The following is a 23,827-nucleotide window of genomic DNA, read 5'->3' on the forward strand; positions in this document are numbered from 1 at the left end:
CGCCGGCCGTCCCGCGAGGCCCACGCGCCGTGCTGGCTGGCCGGGCTGCCGCCGGTGTCGAGGGTGCCGATCATCTCCATCATTTCGCCGGTGGGGTCATGGCCGAGGAGGCCCTTGAGCATCATGCCGGCCGGCGAGGCGAGCAGGTCGATACTGGCTTCCACGGCCGTGCGCAGGCCGGCGCTGGAGAAGCGTTCCGGGCTGACGGCGGGGCTCAGCAGATAGCGGTTGGAAAACAGGATTTCCCGGTCGCGGGCGAGGACTGCGGCGTCACCGTTGCGTATCGAGATGAACAGGCCGCCGTCTTCGAGGCGCTTGGCCAGCGCCCGGGACAGATCGGCCCGCTCGCTTGGCGTGCCGCCTTCGATGCCGACCAGCAGCAGGCGCGACAGTACGCCTTCGGTGAGCTGTTCCACCAGCAGTTGCTGGGCCGGGGTGGGGTTGCGTGGCAGGAAGGCCGACATGTCGGCGCTGTAGTGGGCACGCAGGGCCAGGGTGGCGCAGAGGGCCAGGCCGAGCAGCCACAGCAGGACGGGGCGGGCGAGGCGCAGTTTCATCGGTGTTCCGCCACCGGGTTGATGCTCATCACGGCGCGGTCGCCGTCGGCTTGCAGGTATTCGACGCTGCGGACCTGCTCGCGGTTGCCGCCGATGGTGATGCGGGTGACCAGTTCGGCGATGCGCGGGTTGCTCGGCGACAGGTTGAGGGTCCAGTTGTCACGGTTGCCGGACAGGTGCAGCGCGTAGTTGCGTTCGAGGGCCTGGCGGTTGCCGGACAGGGTGCCGCGGATGCTGTCCACGAAGGCCAGGATCTCGGGTTGGTCGGTCAGGCGCAGGGTGAACTTCTGCTTGCCCCGTTCCAGGGTGATGGCGTCCTTGTCGAGCAGAAGGCGTTCCGGGCGCGGCAGCAGGGTGCGTTTTTCAAGGTAGTCGGGCGCGGTGTAGCGCATTTCACCGGAGGAGATGACCGGCTTGTCGAGCAGGGCGATGTATTTTTTCTCGGTGAACAGGGCCTGCCCGCCCCGGTTGCGGGCCAGTTCGGTCATGAGCTGGGCGACGTCCCAGGCGGCCAGGGCCGGTGTGGTGGCGAGGGCCAGGACCAGGGTGGCGAGGAGGCGGCGTGGTGTCATGAGTGGTGTTTGTCCGGGCGGGCGGCAGGGGCGCGCCAGAAGTCGAAGAAGTTGAACCAGTTATAGGGGGCGTCGCGGCAGTTGTCTTCCAGTACGGCGGCGTAGGCGAGCTGGGCGGCGTCAATGGCGGCGGCCCGCTCCTTGCGCTCCACCGGGCTGAAGTCGGCGATGGGGGTGAAACGGATGCGGTAGCGGTTTTCGCCGAGATAGATGCCGCTCATGAACAGCACTGGCCGGCGCAGCATGGCGGCGAGGCGGAAGGGGCCGTTGGGAAAGGGGGCCGGGTCGCCGAGAAAGGGGATGCTGCGGGTGCCTTCGCCGCTCGGACTGCGGTCGGCCAGCACGCCGATGAGGTGGCCGGCGTCGAGGCGGTCGCGCAGGCGCAGCATGGAGTCCAGTTGCCCGAGGGGAAGGATGTCGCGGGTGGCGGCGGGGTTGATGGCGGCGAGAACACTGTTGATCTTGCGGGCGTTTTCCTCGTGCATGAGCATGCATACGGGGCGCTCGGTGTGATGGCGGCCGGCGGCCCGCAGCACTTCGAAGCTGCCCAGGTGGGCGCCGAAGAGCAATAGCCCGCGTCCGTCGGCGAGGGCGGCATCGACGAGTTCGGCACCGACGATGTCAAGGTCGAAAAGATCGAAGCGCCCGTTGAGAAAGTAGATCCGGTCGTGGATGGTGGTGGCGAAGGCCAGCACGTGGCGGTAGCGCTCGGCCAGCGTCGGGCGCCGGCCGAGGATGCGCTGCAGGTAGCTGCGGGAGGCGCGGCCAGCGGCCGGGGCGAACAGCACGAAGTAGCTTGCGATGCCGTGGAGCACCACCCGGCTGAGGCGGCGCCCCAGGGTCAGGGACAGCCACACCATGAGCCGCATGACGCCGAGGGAACTGCGTTCGGTCTGGTTGGCCCATGTGGCACCGGCGGCCGGCGGGATATCCGCCGGCGTGCTCACGAGCTGGCTCCGAGGGTGAAACTGCCCGAGGCGACGATGCGCTCACCGGCAAGGATGTCGAAGCGCAGGGCGCTGGCAGTGGCGGGCGGGTAGCGGAACAGCAGGTGGGTGCCGGGGGCCACCGGGTGGAAGAACTTGGCGTTGCCCAGCCCGCGAATGGCAAGGTCGGCTTTCAGGGCGCTGGCGGCGAGACGCATGGCCTGGTCTACCAGCACGACGCCGGGCAGGATCGGGCGGCCCGGGAAGTGGCCGGCAAAGGCCGGGTGCGCGGCGGGAACAGTCCAGCGGATTTCCGTCATTCGCCGGCCTTGTCCTTGCGCGGCAGCAGGGCCAGCAGGCTGGCCCGCGGCAGCTTGCTGGCGGCGTTGCGGGGCAGCGTGTCGGTGAAGATCAGCGGGCGCGGCAGGAACACCGGGTCGATGCGCGTGCGCAGGGCGTTCAGCAGGCTTCTGGCCGTGTGGTCGGGGGCGACGACGCAGGCGCACAGGCGGGTGACGTGGTCGTCGGGTTCTTCGTCAGGCATGAAGAACACGCCGTCACGGACGCCGGGCAGGCCGGCGAGCTGCTGGTTCAACCAGGCCAGGGAGGTGCGTTTGCCGGCGATGTTGACCAGGTCGGCGTTGCGTCCGTGGAGCAGGAAGTGGCGTTCGTCGGTGAGTTCGACGACGTCGTTGATCGGGACGATGCCTTCCACATGCCCGCCGCTGGCCACATGTCCATCGCCCGCAGGGCTCAGGCGGACTTCGCCGAGAAGATGCCAGGCGCGGGTGGCGGTGGAACGCCGGCTGGCCAGCTGGCCGGTTTCGGTGCAGCCGTAGATTTCGTGGAGCGGTGCGCCGAGGGTGCTTTCGGCGCGGGCGGCGAGTTCTTCCGAGAGGGGCGCGGTGGCGGACAGGATGAAGTCCATGGGCGGCACTTCAACCCCCGCGTCGAGCAGCGTGCGCAGGTGGAAGGGGGTGGTGACGAGGGCGCGGGGCGGCGGCACTGCGGCCAGCGCGACGGTGATGTCGGCCGGGTAGAAGGGGCGTCCCGACCAGGCTGCCGCGCCGCCGTGGAGGCTGATCAGTACGGTCGATTCGAAGCCGTACATGTGCTGCGGCGGGACGGTGCCGACGAGGGCGTGGCCGCGGGCGCCGAGGCGTTCGGCTTCGGACAGGGCGTTGGTGACGAGGGCGCCCCAGGTCTTGTGGTGGGTCAGCGGAATGCCGGTGGAGCCGGAGGTGTAGACGTGGGCGACGACCTGGTCGACGGGGATCTCGGGGACCGGCAGATTGCGGCCGGTCAGCGGCAGCGGTGGGGGGAAGGCCAGGCCGGGCAGGGCGATGGCGTCGGGATGGCCGTCGTGCAGGCAGAACAGGTCCGGCGTTTCGCTGCGCAGGCGGGTGATGGCTTCCGGTGTGAGCGTGGAGGGCAGCAGGCTGACCCGCCCGCTGACGATGGCGGCGCCCAGCCCGACCAGGAAGTGGTAGCGGTTCTGGCAGATGTTGAGGATGTGGCCGCCAGCGGGCAGCAGGCCGGCCAGATGGCTGACGTCGGCCAGGAAGCGGTCGCGGCTGACCGGGCCGTCGGGCTGCCAGGCGACGACGCTGTCCGGCGTCGGGTGGTCGGTGAGGGGCTGGGTGGAGAGGCTCATCGAGGCTGGGCGCTGTTCCGCCGGGTACTGGCCTGATAGGCCCGGATCGAGGCGATGACACCCTGGCGATCTTCCGGGGGCAGGGCCCGGCGCCGCATGAGGCCTTCGACCAGGAACATCAGGGCCAGTGAGGGCAGGTAGAGGATGTTGGAAAACAGGGACCAGACTGCTGCCGGAGCCAGAAAATAGAGCAGGATGGAGATGGCCGCACTGGCGAAGAAGAAGAGTGTCCAGGCCTGGGTCACCCGGCGGGTGTAGCGCTGCAGGGTGGGGCTGAGGCTGGGGTGGGACATGGCAGCGAAGGTGGTGCACACCGGGGTTTGCCCGGCTCCCAGGCTGCGTCCGAAGTACAGGCCGAGGGCGATGTTGGTGCTGAGGTACTGGGCCAGGTAGAGCCAGGTCAGGTTGTCGTGCAGCAGTGGCCACAATTGCAGGGCGAGGCCGACCACCAGCAGCCCGCCCAGTGTCGCCGGGAGCCAGCCGGAGCGCTTGAACAGGAGGGCCAGGCCAAAGGCCACGGCGGGCAGCAGGGTGACGAGGGCCGCCCACGGGGCTGCGTCGGGAACGGCGCTGACGTAATGGGCGAGGCCGTCGTAGGCGACGATCAGCCCGCCCGTGAGCAATCCGGCAAGGAGCGGGTGATCATTGCCGCTCATGCGGCCTTTTGGCTGGCGATGTAGTTGGTGAGGCTGCGCAAGGAGCTGAAGATGCTGGTGTTGTCTTCGCTGTCGGCGCGCAACTGGATGCCGTAGCGCTTGGAAATGACCAGGGCGATTTCCAGAATGTCGATGGAGTCGAGTCCGAGGCCTTCGCCAAAAAGCGAGGCGTCGGGTTCGATCTCGGCGGGCGACATCTCCAGGTTGAGGGCGCTCACGATGATCTCGGCAACTTCTGCCAGGGACGGGGTGGTGTCCGGAGTGGTATCGGGGGGCGTCGTGGTCATTGGGGTGTTCGAAAACAGGAAACGGGCGTGAAGGAGTCTCAGGCGGCCTCGGCCTTGCGAAAGGCAAGGACCGCGTTGCAGCCACCGAAGGCGAAGGAGTTGGACAGGGCGACCCGGGCGCCGGTGTTGCGCAGGGGGGCGCCGACGATGTGGCGGACGCCCTCGCAACTGGCATCGATGGTGTCCAGGTTGGCGGTCGGGGGCAGGGCGTCGTGGTGCAGGGCGAGAACGGTGGTGAGGGCTTCGATGGCGCCGGCGGCGCCCATCAGGTGGCCGTGCATCGATTTGGTGGCGCTGACCGGGAGCTGGCTGGCGCGCTCGCCGAACAGGGTGCGCAGGCTGTCGATTTCGATGGCGTCGCCCTCGATGATGGCGGTGCCGTGGGCGTTGACGTAGTCCACGTCGTCCGGCGTCAGGCCGGCGTCTTCGAGGGCCAGGCGCATGGCCCGTACCTGGCCGTCGCGGTCGGGACGCACCAGGTGGCTGTGGTCGCTGCAGGTGCCGTAACCGACGAGTTCGGCGAGGATGGTGGCGCCCCGTGTTTCGGCATGTTCCCACTCTTCGAGGATCAGGGTGGCGGCACCCTCACCGAGGACCAGACCGCTGCGGTCCGGATGGAAGGGGCGGCATGCTGCGGACGCGCTGTCTGCGTCGCCGAGGGCGACTACCCGCAGGGCTTCCCAGGCTTTCATGACGGCGTAGGCAAGGGGCACGTCGGAGCCGCCGGTGACCATCAGCTTGGCTTCGCCGTTGCGGATGCGCTTGTAGCCTTCGCCGATGGCGGCGGCTGCCGAGGCGCAGGCCGCCACGTAGGTCAGGCTGGCGTTGCCGAGGCCGAGCTGGATCGAGATGTGAGAGGCGGCGGCATTGCTCATGCCGAGCACGACGGACAGCGGGGGCAGGCGGTCGCGCCCGTTTTGCCACATTTCCCGGTAGCCGCGCTCCCACGTGCTGGTACTCCCCAGGGCCGAGCCCCAGGATACGCCGTAGTCGGGGTTGCCGACCCGCTGGCTGCGCTCGAAGCCAGCGTCCTTCCAGGCGTCAAAGCACGAGGCCAGGGCCATCTGGACAGAGCGGTCGGTGCTGCTGGCAAGCGTTCGGCCAAGTGCGGCGTCGGCATTGAAGGCGGTGCAGTGGATGGCGGGCTGGGTAACCGGCTTGGGGGGCTCATCGGCAGTGAACAGGCGTACGAAGGATTCGCCTTCGAGGAGGCGCCCGAAGAAATGCCGGGAGTCCTGGCCTGCCGGGCTGACGACCCCCAGACCCGTCACGGCGACGCGATGGCCGGTCATGCGTTCAGGTTTGCTCGGTTTTTTTGGATTCGGCGATGAACTCTTCGACGATGACCACCAGTTCGCCGATGTTTTTGGGTGCCGGCGTGTCGCGCTCGAAGGTGACATGGAACTTGTCTTCGCATTCGAAGATCAGCTCAACGAGCATCAGCGAGTCGATTTGGAGTTCTGCCAGGGTCGTCTCCGGCTGGATCGTCGCAGGATCAATTTCAAGACGATCATGGAGAAAATCGCGGATGACGGTCAGGATGTCCATGGCAAACAGGGGGAAATCTTCTGGTTACGGGGTTCTCGCACCTTTTATGGCAGCTGGCCGAGAATAATCGGTCCAATTTTAACATGAGGGCACCTCGAAAACCTCGCCGCGACCGAAGGGCTCCGGCAGAACCGTGGTGGCGTGGCGTTCAGAAGTAGTGCTGCCAGCCCACTGATAGCCGGCGTTCCTGCTGTTCGGCGGAGGGCAGTTCGATCCGTGTCCATTCGTAGCCGGCGACGAAGTTGTCCCGTGGGCCGAGGCGTGTGCGCAGGTTGGCGCGGGCGGCGCTGCGGTCGAGGCGGTTTTCGACGAACCACTGGCGGCTGGCTTCCAGTTGCAGTCGACTGCGGCCACCCACGTCCCACAGGAGGCCGGCCAGCGGGCCGCTGCCGATGGACCACCCGGCCTTGATGTCGCCGTGGCTGAGGACCTGGTTTTCGAGGAACACGTAGCCGAGCAGGCCGGACCATTCCCAGGCTGCGCCGGGGCCGCCGGCGACCATCGGGCTGGCCGCCCGGTCGGCGCCGAGGGCCCGTTCCCAGCCGAAGCGGACTTTCCACGAGAGGGGCTGGGTCCAGCTGCGGCGGGGGGCGACGGAGACGATGTCGACGGGCAGGAAGCGCTCGAGCTGCCAGCCGTGGCCTTCCCGCCAGTTGGCGCCGATGTCGAGAAAGCGGATCTGGGCGCCGCGGGCGTAACCGGTTTCCGGGTCAAGGAGATCGTGGTAGGCGGGGCGCAGGTCGAGGAACAGGGCGGATGCGCCGCCCAGGTGGCCGGTGGCGAGGCCGAAGCGGCCCGAGGCGTGGCCGGCTTCCGGGCGCGGCGGCACCGGTACGCTGCCGGTGTTGATGGCGGGCAGCTGGCTGCGGGTGGTCTGAATGGCTTTCAGGCGGGCCAGGGCGTCGTCCTGCTCAAGCTTGCCGGCGTGGCCGCGGAAGGACACCAGCCGGTCGGCAAATTCCAGTTGTTCGATGGCGGCAGTGCTGCTGCCCAGGCTGGCCGGGGGGCTGTGCCCGTCGGCCACGGTGATGGCTGCGTCCATCTGTGCGTTAGCGAGCCGGCTGGCCCGATGGGCGAGTTCGGTGCCCGCCGAGGGGCGGAAGGTGACGTCGCTGACCAGGCCGGGTACGCCGACCAGGCCTTTCACCGTATCGACGGGAATGGCGGTCCAGCGGAATTGCTGCGATACCCGCAGGCCCGGCCGGGCCACGTCGAGCAGGCGCAGGATCATGTAGGAGCAGTTTTCGTCGAAGAACCAGTAGTCGAAGCGGGTGGCGCCGATTTCCCAGGCGTGGCGCAGCAGCTGGCGGGTTTCATCGGTGCCGAGGTTGAGTCGGTATTCCCACACGTCGCGGCTTTCCATGTCGCTGTATTCACGCACCTTGGCGTAGTAGGGCGAGCTGGACAGGGTGCCGGGGTAGAGGCCGGTAAGGCCCTTGAGGGCGAAGCTGAAGCCGTCGGTGGCGTCGGCCTTGGCGGCGTAGTTGATGGTGTAGGCGAGGAGCCGGGTGGACTCGGTCTGGCCGACGGCGTCGATGCGCAGCAGGGTGTGGCCGAACATCGAGGCCGGGCTGTTCACGTAGGCCGACGGGAAGACCAGCGTGACGCCCGCCGGGTTGATTGCCTTCATCCACGCGTCGAGGCGCGGGCAGGGCTGCTCGGGGAAACGGGCCGGTTCAATGGCCAGGCGGCGCTTCAGCCAGTGGTAGCGGGCCGGGAAGCGGCACTGGGGGTGCTCGTCGGGTGTGTCGGGGCGGGCCGGTGCGAACAGGCGGGCGAGGGTGGCGTCGAGTTCGGCTGCCGGATTGGTGGCGCCATTCGGGGCGTTGAAGAAACCGGCGTCGTCGGCCAGGCTGCGCAGGCGGCCGGTGACAGGGTAGGGCTCGTACTGCAGCAGGTCGCTCCAGGCGGGGTCGTCGGCGAGGTGGCTGGCACGGGCGCTGGCCTGCAGTGTGCTCAGGTAGTCCGGTGTGTCGGCTTGGGCAGGGGCTGCGATGAACGCGAGCCACAGGGAGGCGCCGAGGGCGAGCAGTGTTTTCATGCTGGGGCGGCGGCGGACAAGAAAAAGCCCTGTGCGGGCACAGGGCTTTGTGGGGCTGAAGCAGGCTCAGACCGCTTCGGCGTACTTGGCCAGGCGGCTGTCGGACTGCAGGGCAGCCTTGAGCTGGGTGGCGATGCTGTCGGCGGAATCCACGGCGGTGAAGATTTCGGCATGACGGGCCTTGGTCAGGCTCACGAAGGCAGCCTTGTCCTGGGCTTCAACCTTCAGCAGGGCCGCCAGTGCGTCCAGGGTCTCGCCCTGGCCGGAGGCTGCGTCGCGGGCCAGTTGGGCCTTGTTGCCATCGATGAACATGGCGGTTTTCCAGGCGGAGGAAACCACGCCATCCTGGCTGCAGCCGAGGGTGCCGGAGGTGATGCCGAAGGTCTGGTTGCCGAAGGTGCCATTGGTGGTCGCGGCGAGCACTTGCGGTGCGACACCTTTCTGACCTTCAAAAACCTTGGAGCCGAGGCCACAGGAGCCAACGTTGTTGGCAGCGGCAAAAGCGGTAACGGGGAGGAAAACGAACAGCGGAAACAGGACTTTTTTCATATCGCGTACCCTCGGATGATGTTGTTTGTTTTTTGCACTGTCGAAACCATGCCCGAAGAATCCTAGCGCATCCGGACGGGATTGGCTTACTCCAGAAAATGGGTGTTGTTTTTTTGCAAATAACTGCATCAGAACAGGTCCACCTCGCCTGTGCTGCTGCCGGTTTGCTGAATGGATTCGAAGCGGATTTCCTGCTCGGAGCGCTCCGAGTCTTTCAGCAGATGGCCGAGGGTGGTGTTGCGCCGCTGGATGCGGGCCACGCCGTCGCGCTCTTCGACGTCCCGGTGGGCGTCAAAGAAACCATGGGCGTAGCGGCTCATGAAGTCGGTGTGCTGGTGCAGCTTGTCGAGTACCTGGCTGACGATGTCCTCGAACTGCATCGACACGACGCCCTGCATGACCCGGCCGTGGATCGATTCCGAGATTTCGTTGATGCGCCGGGACTGTTCGGTGGCGCGGGCGGTGAGTTCGCGCATTTCCTGGCTCATGGCGGCGACGCTGGCTTCGGAGGCTTCTGCCTGGCTGATGTCGGTGGAGCCCGAGACGTCCACGGCGACGCCTACGTCGTCGATGGCGGCGTGGATTTCCCGCAGCAGGGCGTCGATCTGATCGCTGAATTTTTCGGTGCGCTGGGCAAGCTTGCGCACTTCGTCGGCCACCACGGCGAAGCCGCGTCCGGCCTCACCGGCCCGGGCCGCTTCGATGGCGGCGTTGAGGGCCAGCAGTTCGGTCTGGCTGTTGATCTGGTTTACCTCCGTCATCAGACGGGTAACGGCGTCCACCTTGTCGCGCATGGTGGCAAAGCGACTGGCGATGTCGGTGCCGCTGCCCTTGAGTTGCTGAACGGTGGTGACGAAGCCATGAATGGCATCGCGGGTTTCGGTGGCGAAGCGTTCGAGGCTGGTGCTCTGGGCGGCTTGATCGTGCGCGGCGGAGAGGGCGAGCAGTTCGTCGGCCAGGTGGCGCAGGGAATCGTTCCGCGCCGCGCTGTGACTGGTGGCGTTTCCGGTGAAGCTGCGGTTGAGCTCGCTGGCGGCGCTCGAGAACACATCCTGCATCTGGCCGAGGGATTCGCGCAGACGCAGGTACTGGGTTTCGCTGTTGCCGGCGATCTGGTGACACAGGGCATCGTATTCGCGCACGCTGTCATCAATGCGCTGGCGTTGGGCCTGCTGTTTTTGACGGGCGCGAGCACGTGCCTTGTGGCTGATCAGGGTGGCGGCGAGCAGGGCGACGATGGTGCCACCGCTCAGCACATAATCGAGCCAGCCTGGGCCACCGAGAGCGGCCGAGGCGATGCTGGCTATGGACAGGGCAATGCCGGAAAAAATTGCGACATCATCGGCGCGCAGGGTCGAGGCGTGCATGGACAGGGACTGCGTGAAGGTCTCTTCCCGATATCGGCCCGCGTGCCCCGGACTTGATGCCTTTCTATGACGAAAGGTATAAGCCCCGATTGGCTAGCAGTCGGTCGTCGGCACGATCTTGCCCGGATTCATCAGGTTCAGTGGGTCGAGGGCGGCCTTCAGGCTGACCATCACGGCCACCCCTTCACCGTGTTCGGCGACGAGGAAATCGCGCTTGCCGAGGCCGATGCCGTGCTCGCCGGTGCAGGTGCCGTCCAGCGCCAGGGCGCGCTCGACGATGCGCCGGCCGAGGGCTTCGGCGCGGGCGATCTGGTCGGGGTTGTCCGGGTCGGTGAGGATCAGCACGTGAAAATTGCCGTCGCCGACGTGGCCGACCACCGGGGCGGTAAGGCCACTGTCGGCGATGTCCTGCTGGGTGCCGGCGATGGCTTCGGCGAGGCGCGAGATGGGCACGCACACGTCGGTGGTCACGGCCCGGCAGCCGGGCTGCAGATTGAGACCGGCGAAATACACGTCGTGGCGGGCCTGCCACAGGCGGGTGCGGTCTTCGGGGCGGGTGGCCCATTCGAAGTCTTCGCCGCCGTTGTCGCGGGCCAGTTCCTGCACGGTTTGCGCCTGTTCTTCAACGCTGGCGGGCGAGCCGTGGAATTCGAAGACGAGCATCGGCGCTTCGCGCAGGCTGGTCTTGCTGAAGCGGTTCACCGAATGCACGGTGAGGGCGTCGAGGAGTTCGATGCGCGCCACCGGTACGCCGAGCTGAATGGTCTGGATGACGGTCTGCACGGCGCTGGCCACGTCGGGGAAGGAGCAGGTGGCGGCGGATACGGCTTCGGGCAGCGGATGCAGGCGCACGGTGACTTCGGTGATGACGCCGAGCGTGCCTTCCGAGCCGACGAAGAGGCGGGTTAGGTCGTAGCCGGCCGACGACTTGCGGGCCCGGCCGCCGGTGCGGATGACGCGTCCGTCGGCGAGCACCACTTCCAGCGCCAGCACGTTTTCGCGCATGGTGCCGTAGCGCACGGCATTGGTGCCGGAGGCGCGGGTGGCCGTCATGCCGCCCAGCGAGGCGTCGGCGCCGGGATCGATGGGGAAGAACAGGCCGCTGCCGTGCAGGGCCGCGTTGAGGGCCTTGCGGGTCAGGCCGGGCTGAACGACCGCGTCCATGTCTTCGGCGTGAATGGCGAGGACCTGGTTCATTTCCGACATGTCGAGGCTGATGCCGCCGTGGGTGGCCAGCACGTGGCCTTCCAGCGAACTGCCGACGCCGAAGGGAATCAGCGGCACCCGGTGGGCGCGGCACAGATTGACGATGTCGACCACCTCGGCGGTGGAATGCGGCCACACCACACCGTCGGGCAGCGCGTCGGGAAAGTGGGATTCGTCGTGGCCGTGGTGGGTGCGGATGGCCTCGGCGGTGGAAAAGCGCTTGCCGAAGTGCTGGGCGAGTTGCTGGACAAGGGTTTCGGGCAGGGCGGACATGGCGATGGGCGGCGTCAGAATGGGCGGCAAAGGCGCAATTCGTCATCTTGCCACCGCCGTGCGCCGGACTGGAGCAGGGTAAACTCCACGGTGCGAGTTTTTCCGCCGAATCCACGGCCCGCCTGAGGCCCTTATCCGGAGTATTTCCATGAGCAAGCAGATTATCGCCACCCCGAACGCGCCCGCCGCCATCGGCACCTACTCCCAGGCCGTCAAGGCCGGCAACACGGTTTACCTGTCCGGCCAGATCGGCCTCGACCCGGCCACCATGCAGCTGGTCGAAGGCTTCGAAGCCCAGACCGTGCGCGTCTTCGAGAACCTCAAAGCGGTGGCCGAAGCGTCCGGCGGTTCGCTGGCCGATGCGGTCAAGCTGACCATCTACCTCACCGACCTGGCCAACTTTGCCAAGGTGAACGAAGTGATGGCGCGCTACTTTACCGAGCCCTACCCGGCCCGCGCCGCCGTGGGTGTGAAGGAGCTGCCCCGCGGCGCGGTGGTGGAATCCGACGCCATCCTGGTCATCGGCTGAGTCTTGCCCGTGCTCGTCGAGCCTGCCGGCACTTCGCCGGCCGAACCCGCGCCGCCGTCGCCCAAGAAGCCTGCCGTGCGCGGCTGGCCCGGCGTCGGGCCGCAGCTCGCCGAGCGGCTGGCGAAGATCGACATTTTTGCCCCGTCCGACCTGATCCTCCACCTGCCCCTGCGCTACGAGGACGAAACCCGCCTGACCATGCTGGCCGATGCCCGCGCCGGCGTGCATGTGCAGTGCGAGGTGGAGGTGCTGTCCAGCGAGGTCACCTTGCGCCCGCGGCGCCAGCTGGTGGCCCGGGCTTGCGACGCCAGCGGCGAGGTGATGCTGCGCTTCGTGCATTTTTACCCCAACCAGCAGAAGCAGCTGGCGGTGGGTGCGCGGCTGCGTATTTTTGGCGAAGTGCGCGACGGTTTTTTTGGCGCCGAGATGATCCATCCGCGGGTCAAGCCGGTGAGCGCGGGCGAATCCCTGCCGGAGAGCCTGACGCCGGTGTATCCGACCACCGCCGGTCTGGCCCAGTCGGCCCTGCGCAAGCTGATCGGCGGGGCGCTGCGCCACAACACGGTAAATGATGAGCTGTCGCCAGTGCTGCGCCAGCGTCTCAACATGCCGACGCTGCCCGAGGCCCTGCGTTTGCTCCACGCGCCGCCGCCGTCGGTGTCGGCACTCGACATGGAGGACCGGGGCCATCCGGCCTGGCAGCGCATCAAGCTCGACGAACTCCTTGCCCAGCAAATTTCCCTGCGCCGGGCTTACGCTGCCCGCCGGGCCAAGAACGCCCGCAGCCTGCCGCACCGGCAGCGCCTGACCCGCGAGTTGCTGGCGCAACTGCCCTTCGCGCTGACCGGTGCGCAAAGCCGCGCTTTTGCCGAAATCTCCCGCGATCTGGCCTCCGACCACCCGATGCAGCGTCTGTTGCAGGGCGATGTGGGCAGCGGCAAGACCTGCGTCGCCGCGCTGGCCATGCTGCAGGCGGCCGAAAACGGCCGTCAGGCGGTGCTGATGGCGCCCACCGAAATCCTCGCCGAACAGCACTATCGCAAGCTCACCGACTGGCTCAGGCCGATGGGCATCGAGGTAGCCTGGCTGTCCGGCAGCCGCAAGAAAAAGGAGCGCGAGGCCACCATGGCGCGTCTTGCCTCCGGTGAAATCCTCCTGGCGGTGGGCACCCACGCGCTGATCGAAGACCCGGTGGTGCTGCCGCGGCTGGCCTTGGCCGTGGTGGACGAGCAGCACCGCTTCGGCGTGCGCCAGCGCCTGGCCCTGCGCGAAAAGGGCGTCGCCGGCGAGTCGCCGCACATGCTGATGATGTCGGCCACGCCGATCCCGCGCACGCTGGCCATGAGCTACTACGCCGACCTCGACGTGTCGGTGCTCGACGAGTTGCCGCCGGGCCGCACGCCGATCGTCACCAAGCTGATCAAGGACGAGCGCCGCGACGAGGTGGTCCAGCGTGTCCGCGAGGCCTGCCTGAAGGGCCGGCAGGCTTACTGGGTGTGCCCGCTGATCGAGGAATCCGAGGCACTGCAGTTGAAGACCGCCCAGGAAACCTACGAAACGCTGTCCGCCGAGCTGCCCGACCTGGCCATCGGGCTGGTGCACGGGCGCCTCAAGAACGACGAGAAGTCGGCCACCATGGCGGCCTTCGTGGCCGGTCAGATCCAGGTGCTGGTGGCGACCACGGTGATCGAGGTGGGCGTGGACGTGCCCAACGCCAGCCTGATGGTCATCGAGCACGCCGAGCGCTTCGGCCTGGCCCAGTTGCACCAGCTGCGCGGGCGGGTCGGGCGCGGCGTGCATGAATCGGTGTGCATCCTGCTCTTCGCCCAGCCCCTGTCGCAAACCGGCCGCGAGCGCCTGAAGGCCATCTACGAGCACACGGACGGCTTCATCATCGCCCGCGAAGACCTGCGCATCCGCGGCCCCGGCGAATTCATCGGCGCCCGCCAGAGTGGCGTGCCGCTGCTGCGCTATGCCGACCTCGAAGAAGACGCCGGCCTGGTGGACATCGCCCGCGGGCTGGCCGAGGAAATCCTGCACGACGCACCGCGGGTGGCTGATGCGATCACCGCGCGGTGGTTTGGCGGGCGGGCGGCGCTGCTCAAGGCGTGAGGGGCGTCGCCGTCTGATCGTGCCGTGAGGCCTGGCGCAGCCGGGCGAGCTGACGTACCCAGCTCGTGCGATAGGTCGTGGTGTGGTACAGCGTGCGTCGGTGCTCGGTCCAGTGGGTATGCCATGGGCGCAGGCGGCCATAGAACTCGAGGCGCCTTATCCTCCCTGTTTCAAAAAAGGATTGCAGCTCCGCCTCGCGCAGCAGGAAGGCTGGGGAGACATGCTTGCAGCCTTCGTCGTAGGTGGTTTTCAGGACGACCAGGGTGTCACCGCGGAGCTGGCACAGATTGGAGGCGACCATCCGGTCGTCGAACCAGTACTCGCACACCAGGGCTTCCCCGGCGCGGGCGGATTTTTCGAGGAGCTGTCGGTAGAAGCGTCCCTGCTCGTTGTCGGGATGGACTGCCGTGCCGATGCCGATCCCGGCTTTCCAGCCGGCGCTCTCCAGCGCGCCATAACGGGCGACCGCTGCCGCCATGTCTTCCGGCGCGGTGACTTCGCGCAACGAAATGTTGACCCCCTGGTCCGCCAGCTTGTGGCGCTGCTTGCGCAGGTTATGGCGAAGGTTCTTGCTGCGTTCGTGCCAGTAGGACTCGAAGCTGCCGACCAGTTCGAGCCAGCCGGTGTCGATGTAGTCGTCGGTGGGCGCCTGGTGCGATTGGGTGGGTGTGGATGAAAGCATATGCGGTTGGCCAAGCATGCCTCGTGTCTTGCCCGTTCTGATCGCAGCCTTTTTCAGGGCGAATGGGCGAGGAAATCAACTTTACATGACGTTTTACACCGCGTGGCGTGAGACTTATGTGCGAAAACGACATTAATCCCTTGTTGCAATGCAGCGAAGGTTTGGGTTTGGTGGGTTTTTTGGCGTTGCAGCATGTCAATTCGGTGCAAAGTCGTGCAGAAATGCGCAGCCGAACCCCGGTTCGGGGCGTATTTTTCCCGAACTATCGGATTCCCGGATGGTATGCAATACTGCCCGCCCGCCAGCTGAATCACCCCGACTCCGGAAGGAAATTCCATGCCGAATCCTGCATTGACGAGCATTGCCGAGGAAGCCAGGAACAACGCTGGTGCAGCTGCCGCGGCCTTGGGGCGCCTCCCCGACGGCGTATCGGTGGCCCGGTTCATCGCCGACTATGCTGCGGTGGGCCGCTTCGACCATTACCGCCATATTCCCGACGCTGCCCGTGCTGCGCTCGCCCAAGTCACCACGGCGCAAGGCCCCGAAGCTGCGCGGTCCTTTCTGCGTGCGGCGCTTGGGCAGGGCGTTGCCGAGTTGATCGTGTCCGGTCGCCTGGAGGCGCTGCCGCCGCGCATCGTCCATCATCACAGCAAACAGTTGCAGCGTATCGCGAGCGCGATTGCCAGCGATGCCGACTGGTTCGACCCCGATAGCGACCTGTTGCTGAAAGACCTCGGCCTGGTCACGCTGCGCCTGTATGCCGCTGCGGCCCAGTTGCTCGACACCCGCTGCGGTATTCCCCGCTCCCTCATCCTCCGGGAAGGGCTGGCCGCCGTGCCGAAAAACCTGCTGAAATTCGTGCAACTGGGCGGTTTCAAGCCCTTCATCCAGATACACACCCACCTGTCGTTCCTGGATGATTTCAACGAAGAGGGCTGGAACGAGTGCTATCGCTGTTGTGCCGACCTTTACCGGGTTCGGCCTGATCTTCTCGGCATGTATGGCAGCAGCTGGTTTTATGATCCCGCGCTGGCCGACATCAGTCCGCGTCTCGATTACCTGCGCGAGATTCCCGTCAGGGGCGGCGCCCAGCTGATTTTTGTCGAGGAGGGCGGCGAAGCGCTCGACAACGCCCTGTCCACTTCGCCGAGCCGGCGCAAGCTGCACGACGAGGGTAAATACATGCCCAGGAGTTACATGATGGCGTGGGGCAGGCAACAGCAGATGGCCTGGGCTGCCCGCAATCCCGGCGGGGCTGCCTGAAGCATGAAGGCCGTCAAGCTGTCTGTTCTCCGTCTTGCCCGCACTGCCGGTCTGTTTCGTCTGTTTCGCTGGTTGAGTCGTTCGAAGGTGCGCATCCTGTGCTATCACGGCGGCAATATGGGTGACGAGCGCCGCTTCAACTCGCTGCTCTTCTGTCAGGCCGGCCTGCTGGAGGCCCGCCTGCAGTGGCTGCAGGACAAGGGTTTCTCCATCATTCCGCTCGACGCGGCGGTGACGATGCTCGGCAATGACCGCCCGCGCCCGCGGCTGCCGACCGTGCTGACCTTTGACGATGGCTGGTATTCCACCTTCAGGGGGCTTCACCCGGTCCTTGAGCGCCGCCAACTGCCCGCCACCCTGTACCTGTGCACCGGCTATTTCGTGGCCGGCAGGCCTAACCTGGACGTGACCCTGAGCTACATCCTGTGGAAGGCGGGGCGGGCCCAGGCGAACATCCAGGGGTTCGATGCGGGCGTGGATGGCGCCCACGACCTGTCCACTTCTGCCGGTAAAAAACGTCTGGCTGGCGCAATGTTGCGCTGGCTGGAGCAGAACGGAGCGAGCCGCGCAGGCGTCTGTGCCGACCTGGAACGCTTCGCCGCCCAGTTGGGTGTCTCTGCGGCCGAGCTGGACCTTGCATCCCGGCGCTTCGATTTCGTGCGTCCGGACGAGCTGCTGCAGATGGCCAGCCAGGGCTGGTCCATCGAACTGCACGGTCACGTCCACCAATATCCGGTTGGGCGGCCTGATGAACTCAAGGCTGATCTGGCGCGCTGCCAGGCCGAGATCGGCAAAGTGGGTCTGCCCATGGCGCGGCATTACTGCTATCCCAGCGGAGACCACGACGCCGACGCCCATCAACTGCTCAGAAATCTCGGTGTCGTCTCGGCCACAACCTGCATTCCCGGGCTCCTCGAGCGGGCTGACGAGCGACAGAGGTTCTACCTGAGCCGCTTCCTGGACGGGGAAAATATCCATCCGCTGGAGTTCGAGTCCGAAATGAGCGGATTCGCCGACTTTCTCCGCCGGCTTGCCGGCCGCGGCTGAAGACTTTTTCCGAGCGCCCCAAAACCCCTACAATTGGGGCGCTGACTTAACCGCTTTTCCGTTTCTGATGACCCTTGCCCATTTTCCGGGCCGCGATCCCTTTCGTTGCGCAGCATGGCGTGCCCCGCGCGACATGCGCGGGTGGCTGACCGACGATCATTCCCTGACCGCCCGCATCCGGGCTCGTTGCGGCCGCTTCTCGCTGCAGGTGGTTTCCCAGGGCAAGGGCGTGGTCCTGCCCGACGAGTTGGCGGCGCTCGGCGTGCATCGTCATGGCGCCCTGTGGCAGCGCGAAGTTTTGCTGATCGCCGACGGCGAGCCGGTGGTCTTTGCCCGTTCGCTGGTTGCCGCAACGACGGTTCCCGCCGCCTGGCACCTGCTTCGCCACCTGGGTGGGCGACCGCTGGCAGCGGTGCTCTTCGATGATCCGCGGGTGCATCGTTCGCCCCTTGAGGCCGCCCGCCTGGATGCCCGCGACACGCGCTGGCATCACGCCGCCCAGGCCACCGGACGCAACGCGCTGCCGCCCCTGTGGGCGCGGCGCTCGGTCTTTCATCGGAGCGCTGCGCCGCTTCTCATCACTGAAGTCTTTCTGCCCGCCATCCGGAATCTGGCCCCATGAGCACCCTGACCCTGCGCCAACGCGTGTCCGAATACGAAAAGCTGATGCGCCTCGACAAGCCCATCGGCATCCTGCTGCTGCTGTGGCCGACCTTGTGGGCGTTGTGGGTGGCCGGCGCCGGGCGGCCGTCGCTGCTGGTGGTGGCAATCTTCGTGATCGGTACGGTGCTGATGCGCTCGGCCGGCTGCGTGATCAACGACTACGCCGACCGCAACTTCGACGGCCACGTGGAGCGCACCCGCAACCGGCCGCTGGCCGCCGGGCGGGTCCGTCCGAAGGAGGCGCTGCTGCTGGCGGCCGGCCTGTCGGTGTTGTCCTTCCTGCTGATCCTGCCCCTCAATGGCCTGACCATCGCACTCAGCGTGCCGGCGCTCTTCCTGGCCGGTAGCTACCCCTTTACCAAGCGCTTCCTGGCCATTCCCCAGGCCTACCTGGGCATTGCGTTCGGCTTCGGCATCCCGATGTCCTTCGCTGCGCTGCAGGGCGAGGTGCCGCTGGTGGGCTGGGTAATGCTGATCGCCAACGTGTTTTGGGCGGTGGCCTACGATACCGAATACGCGATGGTCGATCGTCCGGACGATCTGAAGATCGGCATCAAGACTTCAGCCATCACCTTCGGGCGCTTCGAGGTGACGGCGATCATGGTCTGCTATGCCGCGACGCTGCTGCTCGTCGGCTGGGCCGGGCTGCACACCGGCCGTGGCGCCGCCTTCATCGCCGGTCTGGCGGTGGCAGCCGGGATGATGGGTTACCACTACATGCTGATCCGCGACCGGGACCGGCCCAGATGCTTCAAGGCCTTCCTGCACAACAACTGGGTGGGCGGGGTGATTTTTGCCGGCTGGGCAGTGGATTACCTGTTGAATCCCGCTATCTGAACCGTTACCCCTGGCGCCCCGGCTTGCTGGGCCGGGCGGTCTTGAGGAGCGGCGTGAGCAGATCCACGGTGCGCGCGGTGGCACCCCGATGTGACTCGGCGAAGTGGCGGCCGGCCTCGCCCATGTTCTTGCGGCGTGCCGGGTTGTCGAGGATTTTCAGCGCCTGGTGCAGGCCGTCCTCAATGTTGTCGGCGCGCACGGCGGCGCCGGCCTCGATGGCCTGGTTGCAGACCACCGAGAAGTTGAAGGTGTGGGGGCCGACGATTACCGGGCAACCCACCGCGCTGGCCTCGATGGGGTTCTGTCCGCCGAGCTGCTCCCATGAGCCGCCAATCAGCGCCACATCGGCGGCGCTGTAATACGCATACATTTCCCCCATCGAGTCACCGAGCCACACGCGGGTGTCGGCCATCACCGGCATGTCGCGGGAGCGACGCTGTACCTTCAGGCCGGCCCGTTGCACCAGTTTCGCCACCTCGTCGAAACGCTGGGGATGACGGGGCACCAGCACCAGCAGCACGTCCGGTGCGCACAGGCGGGCGAAGGCGTCGAGCAGCGGGCCTTCCTCTCCTTCCCGGGTGCTTGCTGCGAGGAGAACCTGGCGCGGCCCGAAGCGGTTGCGAAAATCGGCGCCGAGGGCCTGCATCTCGGTTGGCGGTGCGATGTCGAACTTGATGTTGCCGGTGACCAGCAGGTTGCGGGCGCCGAGTTTTGCCATGCGCCGGCTGTCGCCTTCGGTCTGGGCGCCGATGGCGCTCAGGTGGGCGAAGGCGTTGCGGGCCAGGCTGCCGATGCGCCCGTAGCCGCGGGCAGAGCGCTCCGACAGGCGGGCATTGACCATGGTCAGCGGGGTGCCGGTACGTCTGCAGCCTTCAATCAGGTTCGGCCACAGCTCGGTTTCCATCAGGATGCCGATACGCGGATGAAAGTGGCGCAGGAAGCGCCGGATCGCCCACGGCAGATCGTAAGGAAGGTAAACGCTGTGCACACGTGGGGCGAGTTCGCCGAAGAGTTCGGCGGCGGTGGCCCGTCCGGTGGGCGTCATGTGGGTGAGGAGCACGCTGCACTCCGGGTGGGCATCCAGCAGGGCATGTAGCAGCGGGGCGCAGGCGCGGGTTTCGCCGACCGACACTGCGTGCAGCCAGATGACCGGCCCGGGCATGCGGATGCGGTAGCGTCCAAGCCTTTCACCCAGGTGCTGCAGGTATTCGGGCTGACGACGGGCGCGCCAAGCCAGGCGCAGGAAGGCCAGCGGTGCGGCCAGATACCAGATGGCGGTGTAAAGGGTGCGAAGGATCAAGGAGATAGGGTGTGCTGCCAGGGCTCCGAAGTATAAAGTCGTTACAGATGGCACGGATAGATCATGGAGTGGATTTACCCTGCAATGCGCCCGTGCGAAAATGCCGCGCTGCTGGCCGTGTATCCGGGTGTCGTTTTCTGTCCGGGCGGGCCGGATTCGATTTCAACAACTCAGGCATTCCCCGACCATGAAAATTCTCGTTACCGGCGCAGCCGGTTTTATCGGCATGCACACCAGCCAGCTCCTCCTGGCGCGAGGCGATCACGTGGTTGGTCTCGACAACCTGAACGACTATTACGACGTCCAGCTCAAGCACGACCGCCTGGCGCGCCTGACGCCCCACGAGAACTTCCGTTTCGTGAAAATGGACGTGTCGGACAACGAAGGCATGAAGAAGCTCTTTGCCGAAGAGCAGTTCGACAAGGTCATCCACCTGGCCGCCCAGGCCGGCGTGCGCTACTCGCTGGTCAATCCCCAGGCCTATGTGGAGAGCAACCTGGTCGGCTTCATGAACATCCTGGAAGGCTGTCGCTACGGCAAGGTCAAGCACCTGGTGTATGCGAGCAGCTCCAGCGTGTACGGCGGCAACACCAAGATGCCGTTCTCCGAGCACGACAGCGTGGACCACCCGGTGAGCATCTACGCCGCCACCAAGAAGGCCAACGAGCTGATGGCCCACACCTACAGCCACCTGTACGGCCTGCCCACCACCGGCCTGCGCTTCTTCACCGTGTATGGTCCGTGGGGTCGTCCCGACATGGCCCTGTTCCTGTTCACCAAGGCCATCCTCGAAGGCCGTCCCATCGATGTGTTCAACCACGGCAAGATGAAGCGCGACTTCACCTTCGTCGACGATATCGTCCAGGGCGTCATCAAGACCCTCGATCACACGGCCGAGCCGGATGCCGCCTACAACGCCGACCAGCCGGACCCGAGCACCAGCAACGTGCCCTACCGTGTGTTCAACATCGGCAACAACAACCCGGTGGAACTGATGGGCTTCGTCGAAGCCATCGAGGACGCGCTGGGCATGAAAGCCGAGAAGAACTTCATGCCCCTGCAAGATGGCGATGTGCCTGCCACCTACGCCAACACTGACGCCCTCAACGCGTGGACCGGCTTTGTGCCGGCCACCCCGGTGCCGGTCGGCATTGGCCGGTTTGTCGAATGGTACCGGGGCTATTACGGAAAGTGATGCATCCCGGGGCCGTGCCGAAGGCGGCACGGCGGTTTGTGACCCACATTCTGTCAATGTCCAATACGGCCTCGGTTAAACTATCCGCCGCATCTGTGGAAAACCGAGAACGATGAAACCAAGTTTCGCCCTCACCCTGCTTGCCGCGAGCATGGTGAGCCTAGTGCCTGCCCCCGTGCTTGCCATCAGCACGACCTCCTCCGAGCCGACTGTGCTGGCTCCTCTTCAGGCTTACGAAGCGCGTATCCATGCCGCCAGAGCCGCTGTGGATGCGGCGGAGCAGGGTGGGCGTAGCGACGCACTGAAGGTTGCCGCGGCACTTAACGAGCTGGCTTCAATCCACTTTTTGAATGCCGATTATGATTTGGCCGAGCCGTTTTTCGAGCGGGCACTAGCGATTCGTGAAAGCCGTCTCGGCCCTGATCATCCCGATCTCGCCACATCGCTGAACAACCTCGGCCTCATCTACTTGGCTCAGGGGCATCTTGACAAGGTGGAAGCGCTTCTCCGGCGCGCGCTGGAAATTCGAGAAAGCGTGCGCGGCTACGCCAGCGTCGAGGTTGCCAACTCCCTCAACAACCTCGGTTCTTTCCACAAGGCTATGGGGAACTACGCCAAGGCCGCGCTGCTGCACAAGCGTGCCCTTGAGTTGCGCGAGCGGGCGCTGTCGCCGACTCACCCCGATGTGGCCATGTCTTTGAGCAATCTGGCGGAACTGTACCGTGCCCAAGGGCTCTTTCCGATCGCTGAACCCTTGCAGACCCGGGCACTCGCCATTCGCGAAAAGGCTTTGGCCGTGAATCACCCCGATGTCGCTGCATCCCTCTGTGAGCAGTGCGAGCTGTTGCGCGAGCAGGGGCGCTATGCCCAAGCCGGAAAGCTGTGCGCGCGTGCGCTGGATATTCGTGAGCGAGCCTTGGGTGGCCTGCATCCCGATGTGGCGTTGTCGCTGGTCGCCATGGCTGAGCTGTACCGGGTTCAGTATCGTTATAGTGCTGCCGAGCCCCTTTATCTGCGTGCATTGGATATCCGCGAAAAGCGTCTGGGTAGAAAACATCCGGAAGTTGCCGTTTCCCTGTCACGTTTGGCTGCGCTGTATTCGGATCAGCGTCAGTACGCCCTCGCTGAACGTACCATGCAACGTGCTCTTGCCATCCGCGAGACTCGCCTGGGACGTACTCATCCGGATTATGCCGAATCCCTCGCACGTCTGGCGCAGGTGGTAAGCGCCCAAGGCCGGAACGATGAGGCTGAATCCTTGCTCGATGAGGCTTTTGAAGCGTTGAGAGGGGGTGTCTGGTCTGATCATCCAGCATTGATCCTCGCCACAGCTACCCGGGCCCGGGTAGCTGTGGCGAGGGGCGATCTTGCCAAGGCTGAGCCCTTGTATCGCCGTGCCCTGGCCATGCGCGAGAAGAATCTGCCTGCTGACCATCCGGTCGTGGCACGCTCCCGCAATGAGTTGGCGGAACTCTACCGCCAGCAGGGACGCTACGTGGATGCAACACCCCAGTTCGCCCGCTCGGTGGCGGCGCTGGAAAAGGTGTTCGGTGCCGAACACCCCGAGTTGTTACCGCCCCTCACCGGTCTGGCGGCGATGAGCGTTGCCACTGGCGACCAGACCGCTCTTGATGAATACAACAAGCGCCTGCTGGCGATTCAGTCGGGCTATCTGGGGCCCGATAGCCCGGTGGTGCTCGCACTTCTCCAAAATCAGGCCGACTCCTACCTGGCACGCAAGCGTTATGCCGACGCGGCGCCGCTCTACGCCCGCCTGATCGCCGGTAGCGAGATGAGTCTTGGTGCATCGAGCCTGGCATTCGAGGCTCTCCTGGAGCAGGTAGCGGAGATCCATCGAGCTAACAGGGATTTGCCCGAAGCCGAGAAGCTCTATCGGCGTCTGCTGGCCCTGCGTGAAGCTCGTCCAGACGCAGACAGCAATTCGTCGGTGACTTCCCTGCGCTTGATGCTGGCCGAGCTGGCCTTCTCACAGGAGCGCTATGCTGATGCTGCCACCGACTACCGTTATCTCCTTGAAACTCGTGCCGCTGAATTCAATCCGGGTAATGTTCAGACGGGCATTGTTCTGAATAATCTGGGCGAAGCCTTGCGTCTGCAGGGCAAGTCCAGCGAAGCCGAGCAGTGCTACAGGCAAGCCATTTTCATTCACCAGCGCCTGCCGGGTGCCCCCGGGGCTGACCAGGCTACTGCCGAAAACAATCTTGGTGTGTCCCTCTTCAGTCGTCGGGCGGGTCAAGAAGCTGCGACCCATCTGGTGGAGGCATTGCGCATTCGGGAACTTGTCCTGCAGGCCGATGATGTCGACTTGGCCATGTCACTCAACAACGTCGCCTCTGAGCGTATCGCCCGAGGTGATTACCGTGGCGCACTGCCGCTGCTGGAGCGGGCGAGTGTCATCGTGGATAAAAAACCGGACGCCACCAAACTGAGAGTCACCATTCGCCAGATGCTGGATTCTGCGAAGGCCGCAACTCGCAGCAAGGCCGACGGGCAGTGAGCGGTTTTTTTTCGGCGCTTCAACGCCATCAAACTGGCGGTGCCC

Annotated in this window: 22 protein-coding genes and 1 pseudogene; 8 read left to right on the top strand and 15 right to left on the bottom strand. The window is 65.8% G+C overall.

The window, feature by feature from the left end; all coding sequences use genetic code 11:
• From ETQ85_RS26120 to ETQ85_RS06280, 13 genes and pseudogenes are all read right to left on the bottom strand, one after another.
• Positions 1 to 557: pseudogene (locus ETQ85_RS26120) on the bottom strand (MMPL family transporter); the annotation flags it as partial.
• Positions 554 to 1,129 carry a LolA-related protein gene (locus ETQ85_RS06230; protein ID WP_148578193.1) on the bottom strand — a complete coding sequence of 192 codons (576 nt, stop codon included), beginning with the start codon at positions 1,127 to 1,129 and terminating at the stop codon, positions 554 to 556. The pseudogene ETQ85_RS26120 and the gene ETQ85_RS06230, both read right to left, overlap by 4 nt.
• Entirely contained in the window at positions 1,126 to 2,076 is a 951-nt protein-coding gene (locus ETQ85_RS06235; RefSeq protein WP_246128645.1) for a lysophospholipid acyltransferase family protein, read from the bottom strand. The genes ETQ85_RS06230 and ETQ85_RS06235 overlap by 4 nt, the downstream gene beginning before the upstream one ends.
• Entirely contained in the window at positions 2,073 to 2,375 is a 303-nt protein-coding gene (locus ETQ85_RS26125; RefSeq protein WP_187394593.1) for an ApeI family dehydratase, read from the bottom strand. Before ETQ85_RS26125 ends, ETQ85_RS06235 begins: the two co-directional genes overlap by 4 nt.
• Complete coding sequence (locus tag ETQ85_RS06240) at positions 2,372 to 3,709, bottom strand: AMP-binding protein (protein ID WP_187394594.1); 1,338 nt, start codon at positions 3,707 to 3,709, stop codon at positions 2,372 to 2,374. The genes ETQ85_RS26125 and ETQ85_RS06240 overlap by 4 nt, the downstream gene beginning before the upstream one ends.
• Positions 3,706 to 4,365 carry a COG4648 family protein gene (locus tag ETQ85_RS06245; protein ID WP_148578194.1) on the bottom strand — a complete coding sequence of 220 codons (660 nt, stop codon included), beginning with the start codon at positions 4,363 to 4,365 and terminating at the stop codon, positions 3,706 to 3,708. Before ETQ85_RS06245 ends, ETQ85_RS06240 begins: the two co-directional genes overlap by 4 nt.
• Positions 4,362 to 4,652, bottom strand: a complete 291-nt coding sequence (locus ETQ85_RS06250) for a phosphopantetheine-binding protein (protein ID WP_148578195.1) — start codon at positions 4,650 to 4,652, stop codon at positions 4,362 to 4,364. Before ETQ85_RS06250 ends, ETQ85_RS06245 begins: the two co-directional genes overlap by 4 nt.
• A 38-nt stretch (positions 4,653 to 4,690) precedes the next feature.
• Positions 4,691 to 5,944, bottom strand: coding sequence for a beta-ketoacyl-[acyl-carrier-protein] synthase family protein (locus ETQ85_RS06255; RefSeq protein ID WP_148578196.1), 1,254 nt, complete (start codon positions 5,942 to 5,944; stop codon positions 4,691 to 4,693).
• Positions 5,945 to 5,948: 4 nt separating this feature from the next.
• Positions 5,949 to 6,200 (bottom strand): acyl carrier protein, encoded by a 252-nt coding sequence (locus ETQ85_RS06260; RefSeq protein ID WP_148578197.1) that lies wholly within the window; start codon positions 6,198 to 6,200, stop codon positions 5,949 to 5,951.
• 148 nt (positions 6,201 to 6,348) lie between these two features.
• Entirely contained in the window at positions 6,349 to 8,241 is a 1,893-nt protein-coding gene (locus ETQ85_RS06265) for an Lnb N-terminal periplasmic domain-containing protein (protein ID WP_148578198.1), read from the bottom strand.
• A gap of 66 nt (positions 8,242 to 8,307) precedes the next feature.
• Positions 8,308 to 8,790 (bottom strand): DUF3015 family protein, encoded by a 483-nt coding sequence (locus ETQ85_RS06270; RefSeq protein WP_148578199.1) that lies wholly within the window; start codon positions 8,788 to 8,790, stop codon positions 8,308 to 8,310.
• Between the two features lie 128 nt (positions 8,791 to 8,918).
• Positions 8,919 to 10,157, bottom strand: a complete 1,239-nt coding sequence (locus ETQ85_RS06275) for a methyl-accepting chemotaxis protein (RefSeq protein ID WP_148578200.1) — start codon at positions 10,155 to 10,157, stop codon at positions 8,919 to 8,921.
• Positions 10,158 to 10,250: 93 nt separating this feature from the next.
• The gene (locus ETQ85_RS06280) at positions 10,251 to 11,666 is read right to left on the bottom strand and encodes an FAD-binding oxidoreductase (protein ID WP_246128646.1); all 1,416 of its coding nucleotides are present in this window, start codon (positions 11,664 to 11,666) and stop codon (positions 10,251 to 10,253) included.
• Positions 11,667 to 11,784: 118 nt separating this feature from the next.
• On the opposite strand from ETQ85_RS06280, the gene ETQ85_RS06285 reads away from it, so the two are divergent.
• Together ETQ85_RS06285 and recG are read left to right on the top strand one after the other, a co-directional pair.
• Positions 11,785 to 12,165 (top strand): RidA family protein, encoded by a 381-nt coding sequence (locus ETQ85_RS06285; RefSeq protein WP_148578201.1) that lies wholly within the window; start codon positions 11,785 to 11,787, stop codon positions 12,163 to 12,165.
• Between the two features lie 75 nt (positions 12,166 to 12,240).
• Positions 12,241 to 14,277, top strand: coding sequence for an ATP-dependent DNA helicase RecG (gene recG / locus ETQ85_RS06290; RefSeq protein WP_222862093.1), 2,037 nt, complete (start codon positions 12,241 to 12,243; stop codon positions 14,275 to 14,277).
• Here recG and ETQ85_RS06295 read toward each other — a convergent pair.
• Positions 14,267 to 14,959, bottom strand: a complete 693-nt coding sequence (locus ETQ85_RS06295; protein ID WP_187394595.1) for a GNAT family N-acetyltransferase — start codon at positions 14,957 to 14,959, stop codon at positions 14,267 to 14,269. The genes recG and ETQ85_RS06295 overlap by 11 nt on opposite strands.
• A gap of 336 nt (positions 14,960 to 15,295) precedes the next feature.
• On the opposite strand from ETQ85_RS06295, the gene ETQ85_RS06300 reads away from it, so the two are divergent.
• From ETQ85_RS06300 to ubiA, 4 genes are all read left to right on the top strand, one after another.
• A complete protein-coding gene (locus ETQ85_RS06300; protein ID WP_148578204.1) occupies positions 15,296 to 16,222 on the top strand; it encodes a hypothetical protein in 927 nt (308 codons plus the stop codon).
• Between the two features lie 3 nt (positions 16,223 to 16,225).
• Entirely contained in the window at positions 16,226 to 17,269 is a 1,044-nt protein-coding gene (locus ETQ85_RS06305; RefSeq protein WP_148578205.1) for a polysaccharide deacetylase family protein, read from the top strand.
• Between the two features lie 67 nt (positions 17,270 to 17,336).
• A complete protein-coding gene (locus ETQ85_RS06310; protein ID WP_187394596.1) occupies positions 17,337 to 17,891 on the top strand; it encodes a chorismate--pyruvate lyase family protein in 555 nt (184 codons plus the stop codon).
• Complete coding sequence (ubiA, locus tag ETQ85_RS06315) at positions 17,888 to 18,769, top strand: 4-hydroxybenzoate octaprenyltransferase (protein ID WP_148578206.1); 882 nt, start codon at positions 17,888 to 17,890, stop codon at positions 18,767 to 18,769. Before ETQ85_RS06310 ends, ubiA begins: the two co-directional genes overlap by 4 nt.
• A gap of 4 nt (positions 18,770 to 18,773) precedes the next feature.
• Here the strand turns inward: ubiA and waaA are convergent, their stop codons facing one another.
• Positions 18,774 to 20,069 carry a lipid IV(A) 3-deoxy-D-manno-octulosonic acid transferase gene (waaA, locus tag ETQ85_RS06320; RefSeq protein WP_148578207.1) on the bottom strand — a complete coding sequence of 432 codons (1,296 nt, stop codon included), beginning with the start codon at positions 20,067 to 20,069 and terminating at the stop codon, positions 18,774 to 18,776.
• Positions 20,070 to 20,256: 187 nt separating this feature from the next.
• Between waaA and ETQ85_RS06325 the strand changes: the two genes are divergently transcribed.
• Complete coding sequence (locus ETQ85_RS06325) at positions 20,257 to 21,264, top strand: NAD-dependent epimerase (RefSeq protein WP_148578208.1); 1,008 nt, start codon at positions 20,257 to 20,259, stop codon at positions 21,262 to 21,264.
• A 112-nt stretch (positions 21,265 to 21,376) separates the two neighbouring features.
• On the top strand, positions 21,377 to 23,782 hold the full coding sequence (locus ETQ85_RS06330; RefSeq protein WP_148578209.1) for a tetratricopeptide repeat protein: 2,406 nt from the start codon (positions 21,377 to 21,379) through the stop codon (positions 23,780 to 23,782).
• Positions 23,783 to 23,827: the final 45 nt, after the last annotated feature.

The sequence above is a fragment of the Zoogloea oleivorans genome (assembly GCF_008107625.1).
Lineage (GTDB): Bacteria > Pseudomonadota > Gammaproteobacteria > Burkholderiales > Rhodocyclaceae > Zoogloea > Zoogloea oleivorans.

What these genes read in the sequence shown, in the direction of transcription:
- ubiA (WP_148578206.1), top strand. Translation starts at nt 17,888, where the DNA reads ATGAGCACCCTGACCCTGCGCCAACGCGTGTCCGAATACGAAAAGCTG.
- ETQ85_RS06245 (WP_148578194.1), bottom strand. Translation starts at nt 4,365, where the DNA reads ATGAGCGGCAATGATCACCCGCTCCTTGCCGGATTGCTCACGGGCGGG.
- ETQ85_RS06270 (WP_148578199.1), bottom strand. Translation starts at nt 8,790, where the DNA reads ATGAAAAAAGTCCTGTTTCCGCTGTTCGTTTTCCTCCCCGTTACCGCT.
- ETQ85_RS06260 (WP_148578197.1), bottom strand. Translation starts at nt 6,200, where the DNA reads ATGGACATCCTGACCGTCATCCGCGATTTTCTCCATGATCGTCTTGAA.
- ETQ85_RS06295 (WP_187394595.1), bottom strand. Translation starts at nt 14,959, where the DNA reads ATGCTTTCATCCACACCCACCCAATCGCACCAGGCGCCCACCGACGAC.
- ETQ85_RS06255 (WP_148578196.1), bottom strand. Translation starts at nt 5,944, where the DNA reads ATGACCGGCCATCGCGTCGCCGTGACGGGTCTGGGGGTCGTCAGCCCG.
- ETQ85_RS06285 (WP_148578201.1), top strand. Translation starts at nt 11,785, where the DNA reads ATGAGCAAGCAGATTATCGCCACCCCGAACGCGCCCGCCGCCATCGGC.
- ETQ85_RS06330 (WP_148578209.1), top strand. Translation starts at nt 21,377, where the DNA reads ATGAAACCAAGTTTCGCCCTCACCCTGCTTGCCGCGAGCATGGTGAGC.
- ETQ85_RS06250 (WP_148578195.1), bottom strand. Translation starts at nt 4,652, where the DNA reads ATGACCACGACGCCCCCCGATACCACTCCGGACACCACCCCGTCCCTG.
- ETQ85_RS06310 (WP_187394596.1), top strand. Translation starts at nt 17,337, where the DNA reads ATGACCCTTGCCCATTTTCCGGGCCGCGATCCCTTTCGTTGCGCAGCA.
- ETQ85_RS06325 (WP_148578208.1), top strand. Translation starts at nt 20,257, where the DNA reads ATGAAAATTCTCGTTACCGGCGCAGCCGGTTTTATCGGCATGCACACC.
- ETQ85_RS06240 (WP_187394594.1), bottom strand. Translation starts at nt 3,709, where the DNA reads ATGAGCCTCTCCACCCAGCCCCTCACCGACCACCCGACGCCGGACAGC.
- ETQ85_RS06300 (WP_148578204.1), top strand. Translation starts at nt 15,296, where the DNA reads ATGCCGAATCCTGCATTGACGAGCATTGCCGAGGAAGCCAGGAACAAC.
- ETQ85_RS26125 (WP_187394593.1), bottom strand. Translation starts at nt 2,375, where the DNA reads ATGACGGAAATCCGCTGGACTGTTCCCGCCGCGCACCCGGCCTTTGCC.
- ETQ85_RS06275 (WP_148578200.1), bottom strand. Translation starts at nt 10,157, where the DNA reads ATGCACGCCTCGACCCTGCGCGCCGATGATGTCGCAATTTTTTCCGGC.
- ETQ85_RS06305 (WP_148578205.1), top strand. Translation starts at nt 16,226, where the DNA reads ATGAAGGCCGTCAAGCTGTCTGTTCTCCGTCTTGCCCGCACTGCCGGT.
- ETQ85_RS06265 (WP_148578198.1), bottom strand. Translation starts at nt 8,241, where the DNA reads ATGAAAACACTGCTCGCCCTCGGCGCCTCCCTGTGGCTCGCGTTCATC.
- ETQ85_RS06230 (WP_148578193.1), bottom strand. Translation starts at nt 1,129, where the DNA reads ATGACACCACGCCGCCTCCTCGCCACCCTGGTCCTGGCCCTCGCCACC.